Annotated in this window: 21 protein-coding genes; 12 read left to right on the forward strand and 9 right to left on the reverse strand. The window is 74.1% G+C overall.

The genetic code is table 11. The features are described from left to right. Positions 1-39: 39 nt before the first annotated feature. Positions 40-570, reverse strand: a complete 531-nt coding sequence (locus tag QFZ82_RS33365) for a gamma carbonic anhydrase family protein (RefSeq protein WP_307716663.1) — start codon at positions 568-570, stop codon at positions 40-42. 151 nt (positions 571-721) lie between these two features. Here QFZ82_RS33365 and QFZ82_RS33370 point away from each other — a divergent pair, with 151 nt between their 5' ends. Beyond that, positions 722-1,459 (forward strand): acyltransferase, encoded by a 738-nt coding sequence (locus QFZ82_RS33370; protein ID WP_307716664.1) that lies wholly within the window; start codon positions 722-724, stop codon positions 1,457-1,459. Positions 1,460-1,494: 35 nt separating this feature from the next. Here QFZ82_RS33370 and QFZ82_RS33375 read toward each other — a convergent pair whose 3' ends face one another. Next, the gene (locus QFZ82_RS33375) at positions 1,495-2,361 is read right to left on the reverse strand and encodes a DMT family transporter (RefSeq protein WP_307717920.1); all 867 of its coding nucleotides are present in this window, start codon (positions 2,359-2,361) and stop codon (positions 1,495-1,497) included. A 92-nt stretch (positions 2,362-2,453) separates the two neighbouring features. On the opposite strand from QFZ82_RS33375, the gene QFZ82_RS33380 reads away from it, so the two are divergent. The 5 genes from QFZ82_RS33380 (at position 2,454) to QFZ82_RS33400 (ending at position 6,341) form a co-directional block, all read left to right on the forward strand. Next, positions 2,454-3,026, forward strand: coding sequence for a helix-turn-helix domain-containing protein (locus QFZ82_RS33380; protein ID WP_177152838.1), 573 nt, complete (start codon positions 2,454-2,456; stop codon positions 3,024-3,026). A gap of 44 nt (positions 3,027-3,070) precedes the next feature. Beyond that, a complete protein-coding gene (locus QFZ82_RS33385; RefSeq protein WP_307716665.1) occupies positions 3,071-3,625 on the forward strand; it encodes a YbaK/EbsC family protein in 555 nt (184 codons plus the stop codon). Positions 3,626-3,783: 158 nt separating this feature from the next. Beyond that, positions 3,784-4,536 carry an SDR family oxidoreductase gene (locus tag QFZ82_RS33390; protein ID WP_307716666.1) on the forward strand — a complete coding sequence of 251 codons (753 nt, stop codon included), beginning with the start codon at positions 3,784-3,786 and terminating at the stop codon, positions 4,534-4,536. Positions 4,537-4,598: 62 nt separating this feature from the next. After that, positions 4,599-5,501, forward strand: a complete 903-nt coding sequence (locus tag QFZ82_RS33395) for an SDR family NAD(P)-dependent oxidoreductase (RefSeq protein ID WP_307716667.1) — start codon at positions 4,599-4,601, stop codon at positions 5,499-5,501. 120 nt (positions 5,502-5,621) lie between these two features. Further along, positions 5,622-6,341: a TetR/AcrR family transcriptional regulator gene (locus tag QFZ82_RS33400; RefSeq protein WP_307716668.1), complete on the forward strand. Its 720-nt coding sequence runs from the start codon at positions 5,622-5,624 to the stop codon at positions 6,339-6,341. Positions 6,342-6,444: 103 nt separating this feature from the next. Here QFZ82_RS33400 and QFZ82_RS33405 read toward each other — a convergent pair whose 3' ends face one another. Then, the gene (locus QFZ82_RS33405; RefSeq protein ID WP_307716669.1) at positions 6,445-6,852 is read right to left on the reverse strand and encodes a CoA-binding protein; all 408 of its coding nucleotides are present in this window, start codon (positions 6,850-6,852) and stop codon (positions 6,445-6,447) included. A 77-nt stretch (positions 6,853-6,929) separates the two neighbouring features. On the opposite strand from QFZ82_RS33405, the gene QFZ82_RS33410 reads away from it, so the two are divergent. From QFZ82_RS33410 to QFZ82_RS33420, 3 genes are read left to right on the forward strand one after another with little or no spacing between them, the layout of a single operon-like run. Beyond that, positions 6,930-7,556 carry a YigZ family protein gene (locus QFZ82_RS33410; protein ID WP_307716670.1) on the forward strand — a complete coding sequence of 209 codons (627 nt, stop codon included), beginning with the start codon at positions 6,930-6,932 and terminating at the stop codon, positions 7,554-7,556. A gap of 42 nt (positions 7,557-7,598) precedes the next feature. Further along, positions 7,599-8,765, forward strand: a complete 1,167-nt coding sequence (locus QFZ82_RS33415) for an exonuclease SbcCD subunit D (RefSeq protein ID WP_307716671.1) — start codon at positions 7,599-7,601, stop codon at positions 8,763-8,765. Beyond that, a complete protein-coding gene (locus QFZ82_RS33420) occupies positions 8,762-12,343 on the forward strand; it encodes an AAA family ATPase (protein ID WP_307716672.1) in 3,582 nt (1,193 codons plus the stop codon). Before QFZ82_RS33415 ends, QFZ82_RS33420 begins: the two co-directional genes overlap by 4 nt. Before the next feature lie 24 nt (positions 12,344-12,367). On the opposite strand, the gene QFZ82_RS33425 is transcribed toward QFZ82_RS33420, so the two are convergent. Beyond that, positions 12,368-12,814 carry an Lrp/AsnC family transcriptional regulator gene (locus QFZ82_RS33425; RefSeq protein ID WP_307716673.1) on the reverse strand — a complete coding sequence of 149 codons (447 nt, stop codon included), beginning with the start codon at positions 12,812-12,814 and terminating at the stop codon, positions 12,368-12,370. A 94-nt stretch (positions 12,815-12,908) separates the two neighbouring features. On the opposite strand from QFZ82_RS33425, the gene QFZ82_RS33430 reads away from it, so the two are divergent. Then, the gene (locus QFZ82_RS33430; protein WP_307716674.1) at positions 12,909-13,409 is read left to right on the forward strand and encodes a rhodanese-like domain-containing protein; all 501 of its coding nucleotides are present in this window, start codon (positions 12,909-12,911) and stop codon (positions 13,407-13,409) included. Positions 13,410-13,494: 85 nt separating this feature from the next. Continuing rightward, positions 13,495-14,349 (forward strand): SDR family oxidoreductase, encoded by an 855-nt coding sequence (locus QFZ82_RS33435; RefSeq protein ID WP_307716675.1) that lies wholly within the window; start codon positions 13,495-13,497, stop codon positions 14,347-14,349. 65 nt (positions 14,350-14,414) lie between these two features. Here the strand turns inward: QFZ82_RS33435 and QFZ82_RS33440 are convergent, their stop codons facing one another. Continuing rightward, a complete protein-coding gene (locus tag QFZ82_RS33440) occupies positions 14,415-16,097 on the reverse strand; it encodes a DUF885 domain-containing protein (protein WP_307716676.1) in 1,683 nt (560 codons plus the stop codon). A gap of 41 nt (positions 16,098-16,138) precedes the next feature. Then, entirely contained in the window at positions 16,139-16,636 is a 498-nt protein-coding gene (locus QFZ82_RS33445; RefSeq protein ID WP_307716677.1) for an Lrp/AsnC family transcriptional regulator, read from the reverse strand. A gap of 59 nt (positions 16,637-16,695) precedes the next feature. Between QFZ82_RS33445 and QFZ82_RS33450 the strand changes: the two genes are divergently transcribed. Then, positions 16,696-17,955 (forward strand): PLP-dependent aspartate aminotransferase family protein, encoded by a 1,260-nt coding sequence (locus QFZ82_RS33450; RefSeq protein WP_307716678.1) that lies wholly within the window; start codon positions 16,696-16,698, stop codon positions 17,953-17,955. Here the strand turns inward: QFZ82_RS33450 and QFZ82_RS33455 are convergent. The 3 genes from QFZ82_RS33455 to QFZ82_RS33465 all read right to left on the reverse strand — a co-directional run bounded on the left by QFZ82_RS33455 (position 17,891) and on the right by QFZ82_RS33465 (position 23,455). Continuing rightward, a complete protein-coding gene (locus tag QFZ82_RS33455) occupies positions 17,891-19,282 on the reverse strand; it encodes a GNAT family N-acetyltransferase (RefSeq protein WP_307716679.1) in 1,392 nt (463 codons plus the stop codon). The two genes, QFZ82_RS33450 and QFZ82_RS33455, sit on opposite strands and share 65 nt — an antisense overlap. Positions 19,283-19,358: 76 nt before the next feature. Further along, positions 19,359-22,061, reverse strand: coding sequence for a DUF6493 family protein (locus tag QFZ82_RS33460; RefSeq protein ID WP_307716680.1), 2,703 nt, complete (start codon positions 22,059-22,061; stop codon positions 19,359-19,361). Then, positions 22,058-23,455, reverse strand: a complete 1,398-nt coding sequence (locus tag QFZ82_RS33465; protein ID WP_307716681.1) for an SWIM zinc finger family protein — start codon at positions 23,453-23,455, stop codon at positions 22,058-22,060. Before QFZ82_RS33465 ends, QFZ82_RS33460 begins: the two co-directional genes overlap by 4 nt. Positions 23,456-23,624: the final 169 nt, after the last annotated feature.

The raw sequence follows: 23,624 nt of genomic DNA on the forward strand, positions 1-23,624 counted from the left end.
CGCGAGGCGACCTTCCGCCCGCCGTACCGGGCCCGGCGGTCACCCGCCGTGTGCCGCGCGGTGCTCCTTCGCCAGGTCCACGTACACCGCCGCGTTCAGCCTGATGCCCTCGCGCTCCTCCTCCGTCAGCTCCCGGCGGACCTTCGCAGGGACGCCCGCGACCAGCGAACCCGGGGGCACCCGCATGCCCTGCGGGACCAGCGCCTGGGCCGCGATCAGCGAACCCGCCCCGATGTGCGCGCCGTTCAGGACCGTCGCACCCATGCCGACCAGGACGTCGTCCTCCACCGTGCAGCCGTGCAGCACCGCGTTGTGGCCGACCGACACCCGCTCGCCCACGGTCACCGGGAAACCGGGGTCGACGTGGACGGTGCAGTTGTCCTGGATGTTGCTCTGCGCGCCGATCACGATCGGACCGCCGTCCCCGCGCAGCACGCTCTGGTACCAGACGCTCGCACCGGCGGCCAGCGTCACCTCGCCCATGACCACCGACGTGGGCGCGGTGAAGGCGTCCGGGTCGACGCTCGGTTCCTTGCCGCCCACACCCGCGATCAGTGCCCGCTCCGCCATGCCGTCTCTCCTCGGTGATCCGTGCCGCGCCTGCCTGCACCGTAAGCGACCTCGCCGCGGGCCGAACGGCCAGGGTGGAGCGACCCGGTTGGGGTGAACGTCACAGCACGGTGCGCGGATCGGGCCACGGGCGGCCGACTACCGTGTGCGGGTGCCGAAGAACAGAAACACGTTCTCATCGCTGACCGCCTGGCGGCGGCGTGTTCTCGCGCGTGCCGTCCACCGCGGCTGGCGCTGGGTGCAGGAGGCGGGTTCCGTCACCGCCGAACACCCCGGCCGGCTGCGCTTCAGGCGGCTGGGCCACGGCACCCGGCTGGCCTTCCCGCAGGGGACCGTCTTCGGTGAGGGCTGGATCGAACTGGGCGACCACTGCATCATCGCCGAGCAGGTCACGCTCACGGCCGGCATGATGCCGGACCTGGACCTGGGCCCCGACCCGGTCCTGACCCTCGGCGACGGCGTCGTCCTCGGACGCGGCAGCCACGTCATCGCCGACACGCGCGTCACCATCGGCTCGGACACCTACTGCGGGCCGTACGTCTACATCACCTCGACCAACCACAGTTACGACGACCCCGGACAGCCGGTCGGCAAGCAGTGGCCGCGCACGGAGCCGGTCGAGATCGGACCGGGCTGCTGGCTGGGCACGGGCGCCGTGATCCTGCCCGGCGCCCGGCTCGGCCGCAACGTCGTGGTGGCCGCGGGCGCGGTCGTACGGGGGGAGGTGCCCGACCACGCGGTGGTGGCGGGGGCGCCCGCACGCGTCGTGCGCCGCTGGGACCCGGTGGACGGCTGGCAGCCGCCGCTGCGGACGCCCGCCCCCGTGCCGATCCCGGAAGGCGTCACGCCCGAGCAACTGCTCGCGCTCGCCGAGCTGGAGGAAGGCTGACGGGCGCGTCCCCCGGCCGTGCACACCGGGGATGATCAGCCCGTCGCCAGAAGCACCGTGCCGACGAGGGCGAGTCCCGCGCCCGCCGCCTGCACCGCGCGCAGCCGTTCCTTGAGTACGGCCAGCGCGGCGAGCACTGTCACCACCGGGTAGAGGTTGGCCAGGACGGCCGCGACCGTGACGGGTCCCGTCTGTGCCGCGACGGAGTACGTGCCGTTCGCCGCCACGTCGGCCAGCCCCACGAACGCGAGCGCCGGGAGCGACGCCAGGACGACGCGCATGCCGCCGTCCTCGGGAAGCGCCCGCCCGCCGCGCCTGACCGAGACGTACAGCGCGGCACCGCCCACCGCCACGTTGGTCACCCGCTGCACGAACAGGGCGGGGAAGAGGCCGGCGAGCGTGGTGGACGCCTCGGCGATCAGTGCCATCACGGCGCCGAAGCCGAACGCCGCCGTCAGGGTCAGCAGGACCGCCTGCCGCTGCACCGGTGCGCCGCGCAGTTCGGGGCCGCCGGCGAGGACGATGCCGACGACGGCCACGCCGATGCCCGTGAACTGCAGCAGGCCCGGCCGTTCGCCCAGCAGGAGGCCGACCCCCACGGGCACGGCCACACCCAGGGAGCCCAGCGGCGACACGACGCCCATCGGCCCGAGGGCCAGCGCCTTGTAGAACGAGAGCATCGCGACCGGCCCGACCACGCCCGCCGCGGCCGCGTACCACAGCCGCGGTCCGGCCTCGGCGAAGCCGCCGGTGGCCACCACGATCACGCCGAGCACCACGACCGCGATCGACTGCGAGGCGACCACCACGGTCAGAGCCGGCATCCGTCGGGTGAGCAGTCCGCCGCCGAAGTCGGCCAGCCCCCACAGGAGGCTGGTGGCCAGGGCGAACAGTGCGGTCATGACGGCCTCGCAGTACAGTGCGGTGAACGATGGGGTGCACCACACGGTAGTTCACTCCATTGGACTCTGTCATTGAAAATATTGGACGGAACGTGTCGGATCTCGACCAGCTCACGCAGTCGCTCGCCCGCAACCTCAAGCACTGGCGCGGTGAGCGGGGATTCACCCTGGACGCCCTCGCCGCCCGCTCCGGCGTGAGCCGCGGCATGATCATCCAGATCGAGCAGGCGCGCACCAACCCCAGCATCGGCACCACGGTGAAGCTCGCCGACGCCCTCGGTGTCAGCATCACCACGCTCCTCGACTACGGGCAGGGACCCCAGGTGCGGATCGTCCCGCCCGAGCAGGCCGTACGCATGTGGTCCACCCCGGCGGGCAGTTCCACCACCCTGCTGGTCGGCAACGAACGCGGCGGCCCGCTCGAACTGTGGGCCTGGCGGCTGGTGCCCGGCGACGAAAGCGTCTCCGACCCCCACCCCGAGGGCACCACCGAACTCCTGCACGTCACCGCCGGCGAGCTCACCCTCGTCGTCGACGGGCGGCCCCACGCCGTGCCGGCGGGCACCTCCGCCAGTTTCGACGCGAACGTCCCGCACGCCTACCGCAACGACGGCGACGAGACCGTCGAACTGACCATGGCCGTCTCCGTGCCGCCTGTGCGCTGAGACACCCGAACACGGCCCAGCGGCGCGCTGTTAGCGTGCGGTACATGCGCGCACCCATCGGAAACTTCGACAACGCCAGGCCCGCCCGCGACTGCCTCGACGAACTCACCGCACCGGTCGCCCAAGCCGTGCGCGCCTGGCGCGGGGACGTCCCCGCCGACCAGTTGATCTACGTCGACACCGACCCCGAGATCGCCGACACCGCCGTGTTCGTCGAGCACTACGGCCAGGAGCTGCTGGGCGAGTCGGCCAACTGCGTCATCGTCGCGGGCAAGCGCTCGGGCGAGACCACCCTCGCCGGCTGTGTCGTCCTCTCCGCCACCCGCGTCGACGTCAACGGCGCCGTGCGCAAGCAACTGGGCGCCCGCAAGGCCTCGTTCGCGTCCATGGACACGGCGACCGGCGAGAGCGGCATGGAGTACGGCGGGATCACCCCCATCGGCCTGCCCGCCGACTGGCCGCTGCTGGTGGACTCCCGGGTCGTCGACACCGAATGGGTCCTCATCGGCAGCGGCCGCCGCCGCGGCAAGCTGATCGTTCCGGGCAAGGCGCTGGCCGCACTGCCGGGCGCGGTGGTCATCGAGGGGCTCGGGACCTAGGGGCGCGTCACGCTCCTGGGGGATGCAGTAGCGCAGGACAACGAACTCGGTAGCACCGCTACGCCCATGGGTAGCGTCGCTACGGTTTGCGTGTTAGCGTTGCTTCCATCGGGTCGCGGAAACCGAACCGCATCCCACCTCCCGACAGGAGCGGCACCATGACAGAACAGGCCCAGACCCCCACCCCCCGCCGCGTCGCGATCGTCACCGGCGGTTCCCGGGGCATCGGTCGCGAGAGCGCGGAGCGGCTGGCCTCGGACGGCTTCGCCGTCGTGGTCAACTACGCGGGCAACCAGGCCGAGGCCGAGGCGGCGGTCGCCGCCATCACCGCGGCGGGTGGCGAGGCCGTCGCCTTCCGCGCCGACGTGGCCGACGAGAACGCGGTCGCCGCCCTCTTCGACCTCGCAGAGGACACCTACGGCGGCGTGGACGTGGTCGTCCACGCGGCCGGCGTCATGACGCTCGCGCCGCTCGCCGACACCGACCTGGACGCGCTGGACCGGATGTACCGCACCAACATCCGCGGCACATTCGTCGTCGACCAGCAGGCGGCCCGCCGGCTGCGCTCCGGCGGCGCCGTCATCAACTTCTCCACGTCCATCCTGGGCCTCGCCCTCCCCGGCTACAGCGCGTACGCCGCCACCAAGGGCGCCGTCGAGGCCGTCACGCTGATCCTCGCCCGCGAGCTGCGGGGCCGGGACATCACGGTCAACGCCGTGGCCCCCGGGCCGACCGCCACCGCGCTGTTCCTGGACGGCAAGGACGCCGAGACCATCGACCGGATGTCGAAGATGAACCCGCTGGAGCGCCTCGGCACCCCCGCCGACATCGCCGAGGTCGTCTCCTTCCTCGCCGGCCCCGCCCGCTGGATCAACGGCCAGGTGCTGCGCGCCAACGGCGGCGCGATCTGAGCCTCCCCGGCGCACCGATCGAGCCGGTTCACCAGAGTCGACCTCACCCAGGGAGTCATGCCATGAGCAAGATCATCCTCATCACCGGCGCGGGCTCCGGCTTCGGCGCACTCGCCGCCCGCCGCCTGGCCGACGCGGGCCACACCGTCTACGCCGCCATGCGCCACACCACCGGACGCAACGCCGCCCGGGTGAGCGACGCCCGTGCCTACGCCGCCGAGCACGCCGTGGACCTCAGGACCGTAGAACTCGACGTCCTCTCCCAGGAGTCCGCCGACACCGCCGTCGCCACGGTCCTCGCCGAGGCCGGCCGGCTCGACGTCATCGTCCACAACGCCGGACACATGGTCACCGGGCCGACGGAGGCGTTCACTCCCGAAGAACTCGCCGCCGTCTACGACACCAACGTCCTCGGCACCCAACGCGTCAACCGCGCCGCCCTTCCCCAACTGCGCGCCCAGGAACACGGCCTGGTCCTGTGGATCGGATCCACCAGCACCAAGGGCGGCACCCCGCCCTATCTCGCGCCCTACTTCGCCGCAAAGGCGGCGATGGACGCCCTCGCCGTCTCCTACGCGGCCGAGCTCGCCCGCTTCGGGATCGAGACGTCGATCATCGTCCCCGGCTCCTTCACCACCGGCACCAACCACTTCGTCACCGGCGGACATCCCGCGGACCAGACCGTCCTCCCCGCCTACGAGGCACGCTACGCCGGCCTCATGGACCAGGTCTCCGAGCGCCTGGCCGCCCTCGCCCCCGCCGACGCCGACGTGTCCCAGGTCGCGGCCGCCATCGTCGACGTCGTCGACACACCCCACGGCAAGCGGCCCTTCCGCGTCCACATCGACCCCGCCGACGACGGGAGCGAGACGGTCAGCGCCGTCGCGGACCGCATCCGCGCCGAATTCCTCACCCGCATCGGCCTGGACGACCTCCTGACCCCCACCGCGGCCCAGGGCAGCTGAACACGTGCCCCTCCGCCTTCGCCATGGCCGGTAACCGCGTTCCGCTGACGCGCGTCAAGGGGGTGACCTCCTGTGCCCAGGGTGGGTAACGCCGCTACGCGGCTTGGTAGCGTCGCTGCCATGAACACCCGTGACCGCATCCTCGAAGTCGCTGCCGAACTGGTCGCGGCGTCTCCCGACGGCGACATCTCCACCCGGGCCGTGTGCGACGCGGCCCAGGTCGGGGCCCCCGCCCTCTACCGGCACTTCGGGGACAAGGAAGGGCTGCTCTCGGCAGTCGTCGACCACGGATTCGACAAGTACCTCGCCACGAAGCGCGAGCACAGCCCCGGAGCGGACCCCGTACAGGACCTGCGCGACGGCTGGGACAGCCACGTGGCCTTCGCTCTGGCCAACCCCAATCTCTACCGGCTGATGAACTCCCCCGCCATGCGCACTCCGCCGGCGGCCGCCCTCGAGTCCCACCAGATCCTCACCCGGGACCTGGAGCGCGCGGCGGCACTCGGCAAGCTGCGGCTCGCACCGCGCGTGGCCGCGCAGATGGTCATGGCGGCGAACGTGGGAGTGGCGCTGATGCTGGTGTCCCGCCCCACCACCTTCGAGGACGCGGCCCTGTCCGCCCGGGTCCGCGACGCCGTCCACGCCGCGGTCCTCACCCCGGACGCCTACGCCGCGGCCACGTCGGCCGCCGGAGCGGCGGACGTGCGGAGCGGGGCCGACATCCCCGCCACCGCGGCGAAACTCGACGCCTTGCTCGCGCACGCACCGTCCCCGGCGCTGACCGGCGCGGAGAGCGGTCTGCTGATCGAGTGGCTGGGTCGCCTGTCCGACACCTCGTGAGCACGTCGCCCGACCCGTGCGGAACGGGTCGACTTCGGGAACGTGGAACGGGGCGGGACCGCCACCTGGTGGAGCGGGGCCGGCGTCCCGGCCGGTCCGGGCGTCAGCCCAGCCGCGGGATCTCGATCGCCGGGCAGCGGTCCATCACCATGTCGAGCCCCGCCTCGCGGGTGCGGGCGTACGCCTCCACGTCGATCACACCCAGCTGGTACCAGACCGCCTTCGCCCCGATCGCCACCGCCTCGTCGGCCACCTTTCCGGCGAGCGCGGAGTTCACGAACACGTCCACGACGTCGACAGGGAACGGGATCTCGGCCAGCGAGGCGTACCCCTGCTCTCCGTGGACCGTCTCCGCCTTCGGATGCACCGGCACGACGCGCTTGCCGAAGCGCTGGAGCACCCGGGCCACCCCGTAGGCCGCGCGCGACTCGTTGTTCGACAGGCCCACCACCGCCCAGGTGTCGCCCGTGGAGGTCAGGATTCTGCGGATCGTCCCAGCGTCTGCGTCCATGCACCGGACAACCGGCGGAGCCGGCCCGTCATTCCCCGGTGGAAGGGACCCCGGCGGTCGCCGCATAGGGTGGCGGGATGCAGGACCAGTACCGGACGGTCGCCCGCGAGGGCGTCCACGAGAGCGAGATCAACCGCTCCCGCTTCCTCTGCTCGCTCGCGCCCGCCGCGACCGAGGAGGAGGCGCAGGCGTTCGTCGCGCGCATCCGCAAGGAGCATCCGACCGCCACGCACAACTGCTTCGCCTACGTCATCGGCGCCGACGCCGCCGTGCAGAAGGCCAGCGACGACGGCGAGCCGGGCGGCACCGCCGGGGTCCCCATGCTGCAGATGCTCATACGGCGCGAGGTGCGGTACGTCGTCGCGGTCGTCACCCGGTACTACGGCGGCGTCAAGCTCGGCGCCGGCGGACTGATCAGGGCGTACGGGGGAGTGGTCGGCGAAGCCCTCGACGCGCTCGGCACGATCACCAGGCAGCGCTTCCGGCTGGCCACCGTCACAGTCGATCACCAGCGCGCGGGCAAGCTGGAGAACGACCTGCGGGCCACCGGCCGCGCTGTCCGCGAGGTGACGTACGCCGACGCCGTCACGATCGGGATCGGCCTGCCCGACTCCGACGTCGACGCCTTCCGGGCCTGGCTGGCCGACGCCACGGCGGGCACCGCCACGCTGGAACTGGGCGGGGAAGCGTACGGAGATGCGTGAACCCACCCGCATTGTCCGACCCCGCCGATACGCTCACCGATCATGAGACTCCTCCATACGTCGGACTGGCACCTGGGCCGGTCGCTGCACCGCGTGAGCATGCTCGACGCCCAGGCCGCCTTCCTCGACCACCTCGTGGCGACGGCCCGCGGGCGCGAGGTCGACGCGGTGCTCGTGGCGGGGGACGTGTACGACCGGGCCGTGCCCCCGCTCGCCGCCGTGGAGCTCTTCGACGACGCGCTGCACCGGCTCGCGGCGGCCGGCGTGCCGACCGTGATGATCTCCGGCAACCACGACTCGGCCCGCCGCCTCGGCGTCGGCGCCGGGCTCATCGACCGCGCGGGCATCCACCTGCGCACCGACCCTGCGGGCTGCGGCACCCCCGTCCTGCTCGCCGACGCGCATGGGCCGGTGGCCTGCTACGGCCTGCCGTATCTCGAACCGGCCCTGGTCAAGGAGCAGTTCGGGGCCGCGAAGGCCGCGCACGAGCCGGTGCTGGCAGCGGCCATGCGGCGGGTGCGCGAGGACCTCGCCGCCCGGGAGCCCGGCACGCGCTCCGTCGTCCTCGCGCACGCCTTCGTCGCCGGCGGCGAGGAGAGCGACAGCGAGCGCGACATCACCGTCGGCGGAGTCGCTGCCGTGCCCTCGGACGTCTTCCACGGCGTCGACTACGTCGCACTCGGCCATCTGCACGGTTGCCAGACCGTCACCGAGCGCGTCCGCTACTCGGGCTCCCCGCTGGCGTACTCGTTCTCCGAGGCGAACCACCGCAAATCCATGTGGCTCGTCGACCTCGACGCCCAGGGCGACGTGAGCGCCGAGCGCATCGACTGCCCCGTGCCCCGGCCCCTCGCACGGCTGCGCGGCACGCTCGGCGAGCTGCTCGACGATCCCGCGCTCGCGCGCCACGAGGACTCCTTCGTCGAGGCGACCCTCACCGACGCGGTGCGGCCCGCCGATCCGATGGCCCGGCTCACCGAGCGGTTCCCGCACACCCTCAGCCTCGCCTTCGACCCGGAGCGCGCCGAGCAGCACGGCGCCGCCTCCTACGCCCAGCGGCTCAGGGGCCGCACCGACCAGCAGATCGCGGAGGACTTCGTGGCCCACGTGCGCGGCGGCAGCGCCCCCGACGACGAGGAACGCGCCGTGCTGCACGGGGCGTTCGACGACGTCCGGGTGGACGCGGGTGTGCGCGAGGTGGCCGGGTGAGGCTGCACCGGCTGACCGTCACGGCCTTCGGTCCGTTCGGCTCCACCCAGGAAGTCGACTTCGACACGCTCTCCGCCGCGGGGCTCTTCCTGCTCCACGGCCCGACCGGCGCGGGCAAGACGTCCGTCCTCGACGCGGTCTGCTTCGCGCTCTACGGAGCCGTGCCCGGCGCGCGGCAGAGCCCCGGCACCTCGCTGCGCAGCGACCACGCCGAGGTGGGCACGCCGACCGAGGTCCGGCTCGAACTGACCGTCGCGGGCCGGCGGCTGGAGGTCACCCGCCGACCCGCACAGCCACGTCCCAAGGCGCGCGGCACCGGCTTCGTCACCGAGCGGGCGCAGAGCCTGCTGCGGGAGTACGACGCCGAGGCCCGTGAATGGCGCCCGCTGAGCAAGTCGCACCAGGAGATCGGCGAGGAGATCACCCAGCTCCTCGGCATGAGTCGCGACCAGTTCTGCCAGGTCGTCCTGCTGCCGCAGGGCGACTTCGCGCGTTTCCTGCGCGCCGACGCCGAGGCGCGCGGCAAGCTCCTCGGGCGCCTCTTCGACACCCGCCGCTTCGCCGCCGTCGAGGAACGCCTCGCCGAGCTGCGGCGCGCCGCCGAAGCGCAGGTGCGCGCCGGGGACGAGCGGCTGCTCGCGCTGGCCCACCGCATGGCACAGGCCGCGGGTGACGCGGCGGACGGCCTGTCCCTGCCCGAGCAGCAGCCCGGCGACCCCGGGCTCGCCGCGGCCGTCCTTCAGTGGGCGGCCGTGGCGCGGTCCGGAGCCCGGGAGCGGCTGGACATCGCCGAGCAGGCCGTCGCGGCGGCGGAGCGCCGGCAGGCCGCGGCCCGGCATGTGCTCGACACGGAGCGGGACCTGGCCCGCCTGCAGCAGCGGTACGCCGACGCCCGGCGCCGTGCTGAGTCCTTGGAGGCCGCGCGGCCCGGGCACGAGGCGCTCGTCGCGGACCTGGAGCGGGCCCGCAAGGCGGACCTGGTCGGGCCCGCGCTGCGGCTGCGCGACGAGGCCGAGCGCGCGCACCGCGCGGCGGGCGCGGAGCGTGAGCGGACGCGGGGCGGCCTGCCCGCCGACCTGGCCGAGGCGGGCGCGGAGCAGCTCCTCGGACGCGAGCGCACGCTCCGCCAGGAGCTGGGCGGCCTGGAGTCGGCCCGCCGGGCGGAGCAGCGCAGTGCGGACATCGCCCGCGAACGCGCCGACCTGGACCGTCAGGCGCGCGCGGACGAGGAGATGCTCGAGGAGGCGACCGCGTGGCTCGCCGAGTGGGAGGGCCTGCGCCGCTCCCACCTGGACCGGATCGCGGCGGCCCAGGAGGCCGCGACCCGCGCGGAGCAGCTGGCGGGCCGGCTCGAGCCGGCCCGCGACCGGCTGGGCGCGGCGTGCGAACGGGACGAGCTGACGGCCCGCGCCGAGCGCGCCGAGATCCGCCTGCGCACCCTCCACGAGGGCGCCAACCGGGCGAAGGCGGCCTGGCTGGATCTGAAGGAGCGCCGGCTGCTCGGGATCGCCGCGGAGCTGGCGTCCCAGCTGACGCCCGGTCAGCCGTGCGCGGTCTGCGGCTCGGAGTCCCATCCGGCCCCCGCCCGCGCGGCCTCGGGCCATGTGGACCGGGCCGCGGAGGAGGAGGCGTACGCGGCGAGCGCGCGAGCGGAGACGGCGAGGGCCGATGCCGAACGCGACCTGGCGGTCCTCCACGAGGCCCGCACCACGGCGGCGTCCCGCGCCCGCGCGACCACGCGCCCGACGACGCCCACCGAGGCCCGCGAGGCTGAGACTGAGGGCTTCGCCGCGGTGGAGGTCGCTGCTCGTGGCAGCGCGGGGGATGCTGTGCCCGCGGCGCGCGGCGGCGCCCGCGCCGGGGACGGGGCCCGCGAAGGAGGTGCGGGGAGCGCCGCGTTGGAGGTCGCTGCTCGTGGCAGCGCGGGGGATGCTGTGCGGTCGGCTCTACCGAACGTCCCGGCGGCGCCGGGTGGCGGGCCGAAGGCCGTCGAGGCGGGCCGGCGCGGCCGTGGGAGCGCCGCCGTGGACGCCGGCGAGCTGGGCCGGTCCGGTGTCCTCGGCGGTGACGCCGTGCGGTCGGACGCCGTCGGTGCCGCGGGCGCTGGGGACGGGGTGCGCGGGGCGGGCCACGGCGTCGCGCCCGACGCCGCCGCGGGCGCGGGCGAGCCTGAGCGGTCCGGTGTCCTCGGCGGCGTCGGCGGCGTCGGCGGGGCAGCCCCGGAGGAGTCCGGCAGCGCACCGGAAGCCGGCGCCGCTGCGCCGCCACGCGGGCGCGTGCCCGGGCCCCGGGAGGAGATGGGGGATCCCTCCGTCGGTGAACTGCGTGCCGCTCTCGAGGAGTTGGAGCGCGAGCACGCCCAGGCGCATCGCCTCGCCTCCGGTATCCACGCGGCGCAGGAAGCCCTGGAGCAGGCCGAGCGCGAGCACCGGGAGCGCGTCGACGCGCGGCAGCAGGCGGAACGGCGTATCTCCGCCAGGACATCGCGGCGGGAGGCCCTCGACCAGGAACAGGCGGCGCTGGAGGCCGAGTTGACCCGGGCGCGCGGCGACGCCGCGAGCGTGGCCGACCGCGCCGCGGTCCTCGAGCGCCGCGTCGGGCTGCTCGCCGCGGCCGCGGAGGCCGTACGGGCGCTCGACGCCGCCGAGCAGCGGCTGAAGGACGCCGACGACCGACTGGCCGACGCCGCCTTCCGCGCCGGGTTCGACACCCCGGCCGACGCGGCGGCTGCCGTCGTCGCCGAGGGCGCCCAGCGCGACATGCAGCGGCGGATCGACGCCTGGCGCACCGAGGAGGCCGCGGTCGCCGAGCGGCTCGCCGAGGACGACGCGAGGAGCGCGGCCGAGCGCCCCGCCGCCGACCCCGCGTCGGCCGAGGCCGGCGCCCTGGCCGCCGACCGGGCGCTGCGCGACGCCGCGTCCCGGCTCGCCGCGGCCCGGGACCGCTGCGCCGAACTGGACCGGCTCTCGCACGAGTCCGAGCGGGAGGTCCTGCGGCGCGGCCCGCTGCGCGAGCGGTACGACCGCGTGGCCCGCCTCGCCGGCCTGACCGCGGGCACGTCCGCCGACAACGAACGCAGGATGCGCCTGGAGTCGTACGTCCTCGCCGGGCGGCTGGAGCAGGTCGCGGCGGCGGCCACCGTTCGGCTGCAGCGCATGTCGTCCGGGCGGTACACGCTCGTGCACTCCGACGCCCGCACCGGCGGGAAGCGCGCCGGGCTGGGTCTGCATGTGGTGGACGCGTGGACCGGCAGGGAGCGGGACACGGCGACCCTCTCGGGCGGTGAGACGTTCTTCGCCTCGCTGGCCCTCGCCCTCGGCCTCGCCGATGTCGTCACCGACGAGGCGGGCGGCATGCGGCTCGACACGCTGTTCATCGACGAGGGTTTCGGCAGTCTCGACGACCAGACCCTCGACGAGGTGCTGGACGTTCTGGACTCGCTGCGCGAGAGGGACCGCAGCGTCGGCATCGTCAGCCACGTCGGCGATCTGCGCCGGCGCGTCCCCGCCCAGCTGGAGGTCGTCAAGGAGCGCCACGGTTCCGCGGTGCGGCTGCGGACCGGCGGGTCGGGGGACTGAGCGGGAGGCCGCGGGCCGACCGGGTCAGCGGCTGATCGGCCGGCTGGGCAGCGGCGACGAGTACACCACGCTCGTCGTCACCGACCCCAGCGCGCCGACCTTCCCGGAGACCTCCTCGAGGTGGCGCATGGAGCGGGTGGCGACCTTCAGGACGAAGCAGTCGTCGCCGGTGACATGGTGTGCCTCGAGGATCTCCGGGGTCGTGTCCAGCAGGTCGTGGAACGGCTTGTAGTTCCCGTTCGGGTACCGCAGGCGGACGAACGCCAGGATGGGCAGTCCCAGCCGGTCCTGGTCGACCACCGCCGCGTATCCCTTGATGACGCCGGCCTCCTCCAGCCGGCGCACCCGCTCGGTGACGGCACTCGCCGACATGGAGACGGACCGGGCCAGCTCGGCGAAGCTGGCCCGGCCCTGCGTCTGGAGGGCCTGGAGGATGCGCCAGTCCGTGGCGTCCGGTGAATATCCGCTCATCCCCGAGAGATAACAGGGGAAACACCGGCGGATCAAGGGATGTGCCGGGGATCTCCCCTTCAGGGAAGCGATCGGGGAGCCTAGATTTCTGATCATGACAACGACGCAGACCCACGCCTCGCAGACCGCCGCCGCTCACCCCGTCCTGCGGGTGCCGCCCGCCGCCCCGGCCGTCGCGGCCGCGTACTTCAGGGCGAGCCTCGCCTTCCACGCCGACGTCTCCGACGTCGCCGCCGCCCTCGCGGCGGGCGGCGACCCCGGCTTCGTGGTGCTCGACTCCCGGTCGACCGAGTCCTGGGACCAGGGCCATGTGCCCGGCGCGATCCACCTGCCGACCGCGCTGATCCCCGAGCAGGCGGAGACCCTGCTCGACAAGTCCGTCCCCGTCGTCACGTACTGCTGGGGCCCGGGCTGCAACGGTGCCACACGTGCCGCGCTCGCCCTCGCCGAACTCGGCTTCCAGGTCAAGGAGATGCTCGGCGGCTTCGAGTACTGGGCGAGGGAGGGCTTCGCGTACGAGACGTGGCAGGGCAGTGCCACCCGCGATGCCGACCCGCTCACGGCGCCCGTCGGCGCGGACGACTGCGGCTGCTGATCCGGCCACTGCCCCAGGTCACGAGCGGGCGGGCGCCGCGAAAAGCGCGTGACGGTGTGCGCCCGGACGACCATGATGGGCCGTCATGCCGAAGATGCCCCCTCCCGCCGCCGACGCCCTGCGCCGTGACCCGCTGCCCCTGCTCGGCCGGACGGCCCTGGTCACCGGTGCCAGCCGCAGAGGCGGCATCGGGTACGCGGTGGCCAGACGGCTCGCCGCGTACGGTGCGAGCGTCTGCGTGCACCACCATGTGCCGCACGACGCCGAGCAGCCGTGGGGCGCCGACCCCGGCGGCCCCGAGGCGGTCGCCGCCGGGGTGCGCGAGGCGCTCGCCGACCCCGGGGCCCGTGTCGTCCACGCCGCGGCGGACCTGTCCGGTCCCCACGCTCCCGCACGCCTGGTGACGACCGCGGCGGAGGCTCTCGGCGGCCGGCTCGACATCCTCGTGGCCAACCACGCGCTGAGTGGCTCCGACGGCGCACTCGACGCCGTCGACGCGCGGATGCTCGACGCCCACTGGGCGGTCGACACGCGCTCGGTGATCCTGCTGATCCAGGCGTACGCGCGGCTGCGCGCGGAGCTGCCCGGCCGCCCGCCGGGCGGCCGGATCATGACGATGACCTCCGGCCAGGACATCGCGGGGGGCATGCCGCAGGAGATCGCCTACGGCGTCGCCAAGGGCGCCCTGGCCTCCGCGACCCGTTCCCTCGCCACGTCGCTCGCCGGCCTCGCGGTCACGGTGAACTGCGTGAACCCCGGCCCGGTCGACACCGACCACACGGACGGCGCGGACTACGACGCGATCGCAGCCCGCTTCCCGACCGGCCGCTGGGGCATGCCCGACGACCCGGCGCGCCTCATCGCCTGGCTGGCGACGGACGACGCGCAGTGGGTCACCGGCCAGGTGATCGACTCCGAGGGCGGCTTCCGCCGGGGCTGACGGCCGGTGGCCCACCGGGGGACGGGCGTGACCGCTGCGCGCGGCACACCTGTGGCCTCACCCGGTCACAGCTTCGACAGCTCCTCCACCAGATCGTCCAGCCCAAGCGGCCCCTGGGACAGGGCGGCCATGTGCCACGCCTTGGCGTCGAACGCGTCCCCGTGCGCGCGGCGCGCGTTCTCGCGGCCCAGCAGCCAGGCCCGCTCGCCCAGCTTGTAGCCGATCGCCTGCCCCGGCATGGACAGGTAGCGGGTCAGCTCGCTCTCCACGAAGTCCGCCGGGCGGCCGCTGTGGTTCCCGAAGAACTCCTGCGCCAGATCCGGGGTCCACCGCTCTCCCGGGCGGAAGGGCGAGTCCGCCGGAATACGGAGTCCCAGGTGCATGCCGATGTCCACGATCACCCGGCACGCCCGCATCATCTGCGCGTCGAGATAACCGAGCCGGCGCTCCGGATCGGGCAGGAAGCCCAGTTCGTCCATCAGCCGCTCCGCGTACAGCGCCCATCCCTCGGCATTGGCGCTCACCATGCCGATCGTCGCCTGGTAGCGGGAGAGGCGGTCGGCGACGTGCACCCACTGCGCCAGCTGGAGATGGTGGCCGGGCACGCCCTCGTGGTACCAGGTCGACACCAGGTCGTAGACGGGGAACCGGGTCTCGCCCCGCGTCGGCAGCCAGGTGCGTCCGGGGCGCGAGAAGTCCTCCGACGGCACGGTGTAGTACGGAGCCGCCGCGCCGCCGGGCGGGGCGATACAGGACTCCACTCTCCGTACGCGCTCGGCGAGTTCGAAGTGGGTGCCGTCCAGCGCCGCGATCGCGTCGTCCATCAGCTTCTGCAGCCAGGCGCGGACCTCCTCCTCGCCCTCGATGTGCTCGCCGTGCGCGTCGAGATGGGCCAGCGCCTCCCACGGGCCCGCGCCGGGCAGGATCTTGTCCGCCTCCGCCTCCATCTCGCCCAGCAGGCGGTGGTATTCGGACCAGCCGTAGGCGTACGCCTCGTCGAGGTCCAGGTCCGTGCCGTTGAAGTAGCGCGCCCAGCGGGCGTAGCGTTCGCGGCCGACGGTGTCCGGCGCGTCGGCGACGGCGGGGGCGTACACATCGCGCACCCAGTCGCGCAGCGCCACCAGGGACTCGGTCGCGGTGCCGGCCGCCACGTCCAGCTCGACGCGCAGCGACGAGGGGCCGTCCGCGACGAAGTCCTCGAACCAGCTGCGACCGCCGCCGATCCAGTCCGTCATCTGTCCGACGAACGTGCGGGTCGCCCGGGGCCCGCCGAACAGTTTCCGGTCGAGGCCGAGAGCGAGCGAGGCGCGGTAGCCCTCCAGGGCCCGCGGGACGGCGCGCAGCCGTTCGGCGACCGCGGCCCAGTCCTCCTCGGTCCGCGTCGGCGTCACGGTGAACACCTCCCGCACCGCGTGGGCCGGCGACCGCAGGTTGCTCACCGTCCGCAGGCCCTCGTCCGCCTCGTGCACGGCGAGTTCGGCGGTCAGCCGCTCGCGCAGCAGGCGGGCACAGCGCCGCTCGGCGTCGCTGTCGGCGCCCGGCAGCTTCTCGGCGGCGTGGAGGCCGGCGAGGGTGGCGCGGGCGAGGTCGGCGATCTCCTCCTGACCGGCCGGCGAGAAGTCGGGCAGGAGTCCGGAACTCCCCTTGACGCCCAGATACGTTCCGGCGATCGGATCGAGCTCGACGAGTGCGTCGACATAGGCGTCGGCGACCTGACGGGGCAGCGCGCTGCTGGAAGTGGGTGGCATGGGGCCATCCTCGTACGCGGAAGCCCTCCGCGTCACCACCATCAGGCGTCGGACGCCTGACGGCCTTGAGCGGGCGGCAGCAGCGGCCCGCACTCCCACTGCTGAAATATCAACCGGGTCTCCACACGGGCCACTTCGCGCTGCGAGGTGAACTCGTCCAGGACCAGCCGCTGGAGGTCCGCCATGTCGGTGACGGCCACGTGCACCAGGTAGTCGTCGGGGCCGGTCAGATGGAACAGCGCCAGCGACTCGGGCAGCGTCCGGATCCGCTCGACGAACGGTCCGATCAGTTCGCGCCGGTGCGGACGCACCTGGACCATCAGGAGGGCCTGCAGTCCGCGCCCGAGCCGGGCGGGGTCCAGGGAGAGACGGTGGCCGAGGATCACGCCGGAGCGGCGCAGCCTGGCGACCCGGTCCAAGCAGGTCGAGGGCGCCACACCGACCTCTGCCGCGAGCTCCCGGTAGGTGGTCCGGGCGTCGTTCTGCAGCAGACGCAGGATGTGCAGGTCCACCGGGTCCAGTGCGACAGATTCAGCCATCTTCCGAACGTAACACGGAGAAGAATCGCTACGTCCCGGTAGTTGTTCACAGTGCCGCCATGGAGAACGCAGCAGCGGCCACGCCCGCACCCCGGGCCCTGGCCACCGAAGCCGTACACGCCGGACGCGAGGACCTCGCGGAGCTGGGAGTGCACGCCCCGCCGCTCGATCTTTCGACCACCTACCCCTCCTACGACGCCGCTGCCGAGGCCGCACGGATCGACGCCTTCGCCGAGACCGGCGCCCGCCTCGACGGCCCGCCCGTCTACGCGCGGCTGGACAATCCCACCACCGCGCGGTTCGAGACGGCCCTCGCCAAGCTGGAGGGCACGGAGTCCGCGGTCGCGTTCGCCAGCGGCATGGCGGCACTCACCGCCGTGCTGCTGGTCCGCGCGAGCATGGGCCTGCGGCACGTCGTCGCCGTCCGGCCGTTGTACGGCTGCAGCGACCATCTGCTGAACGCCGGACTGCTCGGCACCGAGGTCACGTGGACGGACCCGGCCGGGATCACCGAGGCCCTGCGGCCCGACACCGGCCTCGTGATGGTGGAGACCCCGGCGAATCCGACCCTGGCCGAGGTCGACCTGCGCGCCGTGCGGCAGGCCTGCGGTTCGGTCCCGCTGCTCGTCGACAACACCTTCGCCACCCCCGTGCTCCAGCGGCCCGCCGAGGAGGGCGCCCGGCTGGTGCTGCACAGCGCGACCAAGTACCTGGGCGGGCACGGCGACGTGATGGGCGGCGTCGTGGCCTGCGACGAGGAGTTCGCGCGCAAACTGCGGCAGGTGCGGTTCGCCACCGGCGGCGTCCTGCACCCGCTGGCCGGCTATCTGCTGCTGCGTGGGTTGTCGACCCTGCCCGTACGGGTCAGGGCCGCGTCGACCACCGCCGCCGAACTCGCCCGCCGGCTCGCCGCCGACCCGCGGGTCGCGCGTGTGCACTACCCGAGCATCGGCGGCGCGATGGTCTCCTTCGAGGTCTACGGCGACCCGCACGGGGTGATCGCCGGTGTCCGGCTGATCACCCCGGCGGTGAGCCTCGGCAGCGTCGACACCCTGATCCAGCACCCGGCGTCCATCAGCCACCGGATCGTGGCCGAGGGCGACCGGCGCGCTCACGGGGTCAGCGACCGGCTGCTGCGGATGTCGGTCGGCCTGGAGGACGTCGAGGACCTGTGGCGGGACCTGACCGAGGCGCTCAGCGCCGGGCCGGACGACGCCCTGGCCGTCCGGCGCCCGGGCGCGGCGGCCGAGGTCCTCAGCGCTCCGCCTGCTCGTAACGGATCGCAGGGCGCACCGGCACCGCATCCAGCCGTGCGGTGACGACCAGAGTGCCCTCCTCGATCTGGTAGTCCAGCGGCAGGCCGAGGCCGCGCATTGCCGCGACCATCCCGGTGTTCGACGACTGCGTGACGGCGTAGACACTGTCGCAGCCGGCCTCGGCGGCCAGGGCCACCAGACGGCCGAGCAGCTCCGATCCGATGCCGCGGCGCTGCCACTCGTCCTCGACGAGCAGGGCGACCTCGGTCTCGTCGCCGTCCCACAGCAGATGGCCGAGGGCGACCAGCCGGCCCGAGGCCGTCTGCACCGCGAGCGTGCGGCCGAAGCGCGGGCTGAGCAGGTGGTTGAGGTAGCGGTTGGCGTCGCCGACGGGGCCGTGGTACCGCAGGCTCAGCGTCCGGTCCGAGCAGCGCTCGTGCATGGCGAGCGCCGCCTCCACGTCGCCCTGGTCGGCGCGGCGGACGGTGATCTCGTTGCCCTCGGGGAGGGTGAGCACGTCCTGGCTGCGCGGGATGCGCGGGCCGAGGCGGGCGTCCAGCTCGACGAGCGCGCGGGCGCGGGCGAACTCGGTCGGGGTGAAGGGCAGGTAGGGCCGTTCGACGGTGATCGCGCCGCCGTTCGGATCGCGCAGATGCATCACGGTCTCTTCCAGGACGCCCTCCACCGGAGGCATGTCGCCGGTCGGCCGGCCGCTCAGCGAGAGCGCCGGGCGCGAGTGGATCGTGCAGCGTCCGAGCAGCTGGCGCAGGGCGAGCGGCAGCTCCGCGGCGTCGAGGGCGGTGCGCGTGGCGAGGCCGAGCACGCGGGTCGGGGTGTCGACGAGGTCGTGCGCGTCGGCACGCTCGGCCCAGGTGCTCGTGCCGCCCGCCGCGGCGATCTCACGGTTGAGCTGCTGAGCCTGGAGCGCGGCGGGGGCGCGCAGCAGGAACTCGTCCACCGTGCCGTCGCCCAGCGGGTGCGTCTGCAGGGTCAGGATGTCGACGTCGAGGTGGGCCAGGGCGGTGCAGAGGGCGGCCAGGCTGCCGGGGGCGTCCTTGACGGTCGTGCGCATCCGCCACAGCACGGTCTCGCGCGGCTCGTCGCCGGACGGATCCGGGCCCGTCGCCTCGGCGGGGGCCGTGGTGTCCGATGCCGCCGTGGTGGGAGGCGCATGACTGTGGCGCCGTGCCCACCATGTGTGGAACGCCGCCGTGGCGATCAGCGCGACGGCGGAGGCGACGAGCAGGAACGGTCCGTCGGGGCCGTGTCCGATCAGGTTGGCGATCGCGTCGGCGACGGCGACGGCGGTGAACAGGGCGGCCAGTTCGACGAGGTCCCGCCGCCAGTGGTGCGGGCGGCGGGCACTCTTCGCAGAAGTCACATCGGTCATGGCATCACTGTGACCGAAGGGTGTTGCGTGATCACGAACGCTTTGTGACTGATGGGTTAAGTGCCCATCTGTACTGCTATCGGCCGGTTTTGGCCGTTTCTGGCGTGCGATGTTCGCTTCCCTGGCGCAGTGCGGCCAGCAGTCGTGACGCCTGGACCACGAGCCGGGACGAACCGCCCCGTCCCGCCTGCTCGGTCAGTCCCGGGACCAGGCCGGAGCCCGCGGCCCGCGACGCCGTGTCCGGACCGCAGCGCTCCACGCAGTCGGCGGCCACCTCCAGTATCTCGCCCAGACCGCGCGGAGCGGGCGCGAGGGCCGACAGGGCGGGCAGCGCGGCCGAAAGCAGCCCCCACACCGTCCTGTACGCCCCGGTCGCCGCAGCCGTACGGGCCGAGTCCGCAAGGCGGTTGAGCTTCACCGTGCCGTCCCGTACCAGCGCCGCGGCCTCCCGGCCCACGAGCCCGGTGTCGAGCTGCCGCCGGGCGGCCAGCACGAGCAGCGCGTCCACCGCGGCCAGCCGGTCCTCGCCGTACCGCGCGCCGAGCCCGCAGGCCAGAGCGCGGTGCAGATACGGTCCCGGGCGGCCCTCCGCCTCGGCGAGCACCGGCAGACACCAGGCGTCGCCCCGGGCGTCGTCCTGGGCCGTCGCCCGCACGCCCGGCAGCAGCCACATCGCCAGCGCCTCACCGTCCTGAGGCAGCACCGCGGGCCAGTACCGCTCCCCGCCCTTCCAGTGGTAGCAGCGATGCGACGGCACGTCCTGCGCGTGACCGAGCCACTGGAGCGGACGCGGGAACTCCCGCTTGAACGCCGGCCTTTCCCGCGTCTCGGCGATGCGCCGGCCCAGCCCTGACCCCGCCGGGGCCTGTGCACCGCCGCCGTCGTCGTCGTCCGCGGTGGCCGTGCGCAGCGCCGGGACCACGGACTCCGGGGCGCCCAGCCACGCGGCCAGCCGGTCGCCCTCCTGCGTGCCGAGCCCGGCGGCGGCCTTCGCGGCGGCCTCGCCCCCGTCCCGCCGCACGCGCAACAGGGCCTGCGCGAAGTCCACCGGAGCCGGCCGCGCCCCCAGCCGTGCGTACTCCCGGAGCCGGTCGACGAGGACCTCGGCATCGAGCGTCCCCGTGTGCCAGGTGGGCGTCGCGAGCAGGAACGGCAGCGGCCGGGTGATCAGGAAGTGACACACCTCCCACAGGCGGGAGTCGACCACGTGCGACAGACCGGCGTGGGCGCAGAGCCCGGGCCGGGCCGGACGGGACCGGGCCCGGTCGAGCATGCGGGCCGAGACCCGGCCCATCAGCGCCGCGGCCACCACCTCCAGGCCGCGCGTGTCCTGTGAGAAGCGATCGTCGGCCCACCCGACCGTGCCGTCCGTCCACCACCGGCCCGTCATCGCGGCACGCAACGCCTCGGCCAGCGCCTCCCGTTCCCGGTGCGCCACCCGGACCACACCGTCGAGGGCACGCTCGAAGGCGACCACGTCCTCCGCACCGCGCAGGAGCACCAGCAGCTGCTCGACCACCTCCGCGACCGACTCGGGTGCCGGATCCAGTCGCCGCGGTGACGGTACCGGCGGCAGGATCTCCTCGTACTCCTCCGACACGGCCTCGCCGTCGCCGTCCCCGAACGCACCGAACACCGCCTCCGCCTCGGCGCGGTGCGCCGGACCGAGCAGCACCGCCGAGGCGGCCAGCTCGTCCCGGATCCCGGCGTCCACGGCCGGCACGTACCGTGCGACGAGCTTCAGCGCGCGGGCCCGGACCTCCGAGTCCTCGTGGCCGAACGCCTCGGCGACGACCGGCAGCAGCTCCGGCGCGGCAGCGGGGTCACGGCGCAGTTCCTTGCCCAGCAGCGACAACTGAGCGCGCACCAGCTTCTTCTCGGTCCGGAACAGCACACCCGCCGACATCTCGGCCAGTGCCCGCGTGGACAGTTCGCCGCGTGCGGCGACCCGCCCCAGCACCTGCTGGGCGTGCGCGGCGACCGTCGAGAGACCGTCGGCGGCCATGCCCGACCAGTCGGCCACCCAGGCGCTCTCCTCGGCCGGGGTGAGACCGAGGCCGCGCAGGACGTGCAGGAGGGAGCGCATCTCGCCGGGGCGTCCGCCGCGCAGCAGCCGCAGAACGCATCCGTCGACCAGCACCGCCCGGTCCAGCACGCCCTCCTCGGCCAGCCGGGCCAGCGTCGACGGCCAGTGCAGGGGATGGTCCGGATCGTCGTACGTCGTCAGGGCCGACGGCAGCGGCGTCGCCTCGAACATCCGGGGCACGAGGACCGGTGCGTGCCGGTCCTCGCGCAGGGCCACGGGGCCGACCCTGGCCGGGGTGACCGACAGCGCCCAGCCCTGGACGTACTCGTCCGTCGTCGGCGTCTCGCAGCCCGACAGGCCGACCAGCTCCTGGATGAGCGGGGCGTCCTGCTGGGCGGTGGAGGCGCGGGCGGCGAGCCGATGGGCGACGTCCGCCAGCCAGGCGGGGTCCCGGTCCTCGAGGACAGCGGCGACGACCCCGTACGGAACGACCGTGGCACTGCGCAGGTCGCGCGCGCCGATCCAGGCCGCGGCCGCGGCGGCTCCGGACAGGCAGCCCGCTCCGGCGACCAGCAGCGCGTCCTGGACGGCGCCGCGCTCGCGCCACCGGTCCCAGTCCCAGCCGCGGATCTCGGCACGGATCTCCTTCAGCACGGGGAGCGCCGCCTTGCGCTCCTCGCTCGTCATCGTCGCGAGGAGTCCGGAGACATCGCGGACCCTGCCCGCGCCCACCGCCGCCGCGAGGCCGGTCATCGGGTCGCTCCCGTCGTCGAGGAGACCGCCTGCGCCGTGACCGCCGCACCGCGCCGGGCCATCCGCACCGCCAGCGCGTGCTTGCACGGTCCGCGCCTGCCCTGATGGCCGGTCCACCACTGGCAGGTGCAGCTCAGCGCCCCGCCCGAGTCCCTCACCTGGTAGCGCCGTTCGCCCGAGAACACCGTCGCCGGTTCGCCGGACAGGTCGACCGCGCCGGCGGAGACGAGGTCACGGGCGGCCGTCAGGCGGGGGTTGTGCCGATCGGCGCGGTCGGCGTCGTACGGCAGCTCGCGGTGGAAGTACGCGGCGTCGGCCAGGTCGTATCCGACGCGGCCCGCCGTGCCGAGCCGGGCCAGCGCCGCGCGCACCCGCTCGTGCGTCAGGCCGCTACGGGCCGCGAGATCCGCGGGGTCGATCCGCGGTTCCCAGGCCAGCAGCACCGAGACGAGTTCCGCGTCCGTTGCGGCCTCCTCGGTGGCCAGGGCCTCCAGCACTCCTCCCTCTCCGGAGAAGCCGCGCGACGCGTCGGGGGACAGGGTGAGGGTCAGCCGCATACCCGGCAGCACGACCTCCCACGCGCTCGCCGTCGGCAGCCCGTCGGCCACAGGGCCGTACACCCGCAGCGACCGGGCCTGGCGCAGCACCCGCTGCAGCGCGGCGAGCCGCTCGGGGCCCGGCAGGCACACCGCGCCGGGACCCGGTCGCGTGGTGGGCCGCAGCGTCCGGCCGGCGGGCACGACCCACTGCGCGCCGCGCGCGGCACCGCCCGAGCCGCGCGGCAGCGACCGCAGGAAGCGCACCGCCTCGGCCGCGGGCAGCTCGGCCCGCAGGTCGAAGCCGACGGTCGCCACCTGGGCCTCGGCGAAGCCGCGCAGCCAGCGGTCCGGCAGCGGCACCTTCTTCTCCACCACCGCGCCCGCGAGAGTGGTGACCGCCAACTCGTCCGGGCCCACCCGCAGATGGAGCGGATCGTCGCCGGTCAGCCGGGAAAGCGCCTCCCGCAGGGGGTTGTTGACGTCCACGTTGGTCGTGCCGTGACCCGTGTCGGCACCGTCCAGACCCTCGGGCAGCACGTCCAGGCGGGCGTAGACCCCGTTGCAGCCGGAGAAGGACTCGAAGCGCAGCCGGTCGCCGTTGCCCGTGACGACCGGGTCCAGCATCGGTCGGACCCCGTGGTTGTGGTACCGCGCGGCGGCGACGTCCGCGACCGCGAGCAGGCCGCGAGCGGCGGCCTGCGGGAAGGCGAGGAAGCCGGAGAAGAAGTGCGGATGGGCCTCGGCGCCCCGGGGCGTGAGCCCGCTCGACGTCTCCAGACCGAGAAGCCGGCCGTCCTGCGCGGAGACGAGAGCGGACGCACGGGAATAGGCGAACGTCTGCAGTGATCGCGTCATGGAAGGACCGTAGAACCTGCCACTGACAACGGCCCTGGGCCTGGGCCCTGCCCCGCCCGGTGCGGCTGCCGCAGCGGGCGGCGCAGCTGATCGACACCATGTCCGACGCCCTCGACCTGCTCCGCAGCCGGCCCGCGACCACACACCTGTCCACCCAGGACGAGCACGC

Source organism: Streptomyces sp. V4I23, assembly GCF_030817975.1.
Taxonomy (GTDB): domain Bacteria; phylum Actinomycetota; class Actinomycetes; order Streptomycetales; family Streptomycetaceae; genus Streptomyces.

What these genes read in the sequence shown, in the direction of transcription:
- QFZ82_RS33365 (WP_307716663.1), bottom strand. Translation starts at nt 570, where the DNA reads ATGGCGGAGCGGGCACTGATCGCGGGTGTGGGCGGCAAGGAACCGAGC.
- QFZ82_RS33375 (WP_307717920.1), bottom strand. Translation starts at nt 2,361, where the DNA reads ATGACCGCACTGTTCGCCCTGGCCACCAGCCTCCTGTGGGGGCTGGCC.
- QFZ82_RS33385 (WP_307716665.1), top strand. Translation starts at nt 3,071, where the DNA reads ATGCGCGCACCCATCGGAAACTTCGACAACGCCAGGCCCGCCCGCGAC.
- QFZ82_RS33390 (WP_307716666.1), top strand. Translation starts at nt 3,784, where the DNA reads ATGACAGAACAGGCCCAGACCCCCACCCCCCGCCGCGTCGCGATCGTC.
- QFZ82_RS33395 (WP_307716667.1), top strand. Translation starts at nt 4,599, where the DNA reads ATGAGCAAGATCATCCTCATCACCGGCGCGGGCTCCGGCTTCGGCGCA.
- QFZ82_RS33400 (WP_307716668.1), top strand. Translation starts at nt 5,622, where the DNA reads ATGAACACCCGTGACCGCATCCTCGAAGTCGCTGCCGAACTGGTCGCG.
- QFZ82_RS33405 (WP_307716669.1), bottom strand. Translation starts at nt 6,852, where the DNA reads ATGGACGCAGACGCTGGGACGATCCGCAGAATCCTGACCTCCACGGGC.
- QFZ82_RS33410 (WP_307716670.1), top strand. Translation starts at nt 6,930, where the DNA reads ATGCAGGACCAGTACCGGACGGTCGCCCGCGAGGGCGTCCACGAGAGC.
- QFZ82_RS33415 (WP_307716671.1), top strand. Translation starts at nt 7,599, where the DNA reads ATGAGACTCCTCCATACGTCGGACTGGCACCTGGGCCGGTCGCTGCAC.
- QFZ82_RS33425 (WP_307716673.1), bottom strand. Translation starts at nt 12,814, where the DNA reads ATGAGCGGATATTCACCGGACGCCACGGACTGGCGCATCCTCCAGGCC.
- QFZ82_RS33430 (WP_307716674.1), top strand. Translation starts at nt 12,909, where the DNA reads ATGACAACGACGCAGACCCACGCCTCGCAGACCGCCGCCGCTCACCCC.
- QFZ82_RS33435 (WP_307716675.1), top strand. Translation starts at nt 13,495, where the DNA reads ATGCCGAAGATGCCCCCTCCCGCCGCCGACGCCCTGCGCCGTGACCCG.
- QFZ82_RS33440 (WP_307716676.1), bottom strand. Translation starts at nt 16,097, where the DNA reads ATGCCACCCACTTCCAGCAGCGCGCTGCCCCGTCAGGTCGCCGACGCC.
- QFZ82_RS33445 (WP_307716677.1), bottom strand. Translation starts at nt 16,636, where the DNA reads ATGGCTGAATCTGTCGCACTGGACCCGGTGGACCTGCACATCCTGCGT.
- QFZ82_RS33450 (WP_307716678.1), top strand. Translation starts at nt 16,696, where the DNA reads ATGGAGAACGCAGCAGCGGCCACGCCCGCACCCCGGGCCCTGGCCACC.
- QFZ82_RS33455 (WP_307716679.1), bottom strand. Translation starts at nt 19,282, where the DNA reads ATGACCGATGTGACTTCTGCGAAGAGTGCCCGCCGCCCGCACCACTGG.
- QFZ82_RS33460 (WP_307716680.1), bottom strand. Translation starts at nt 22,061, where the DNA reads ATGACCGGCCTCGCGGCGGCGGTGGGCGCGGGCAGGGTCCGCGATGTC.
- QFZ82_RS33465 (WP_307716681.1), bottom strand. Translation starts at nt 23,455, where the DNA reads ATGACGCGATCACTGCAGACGTTCGCCTATTCCCGTGCGTCCGCTCTC.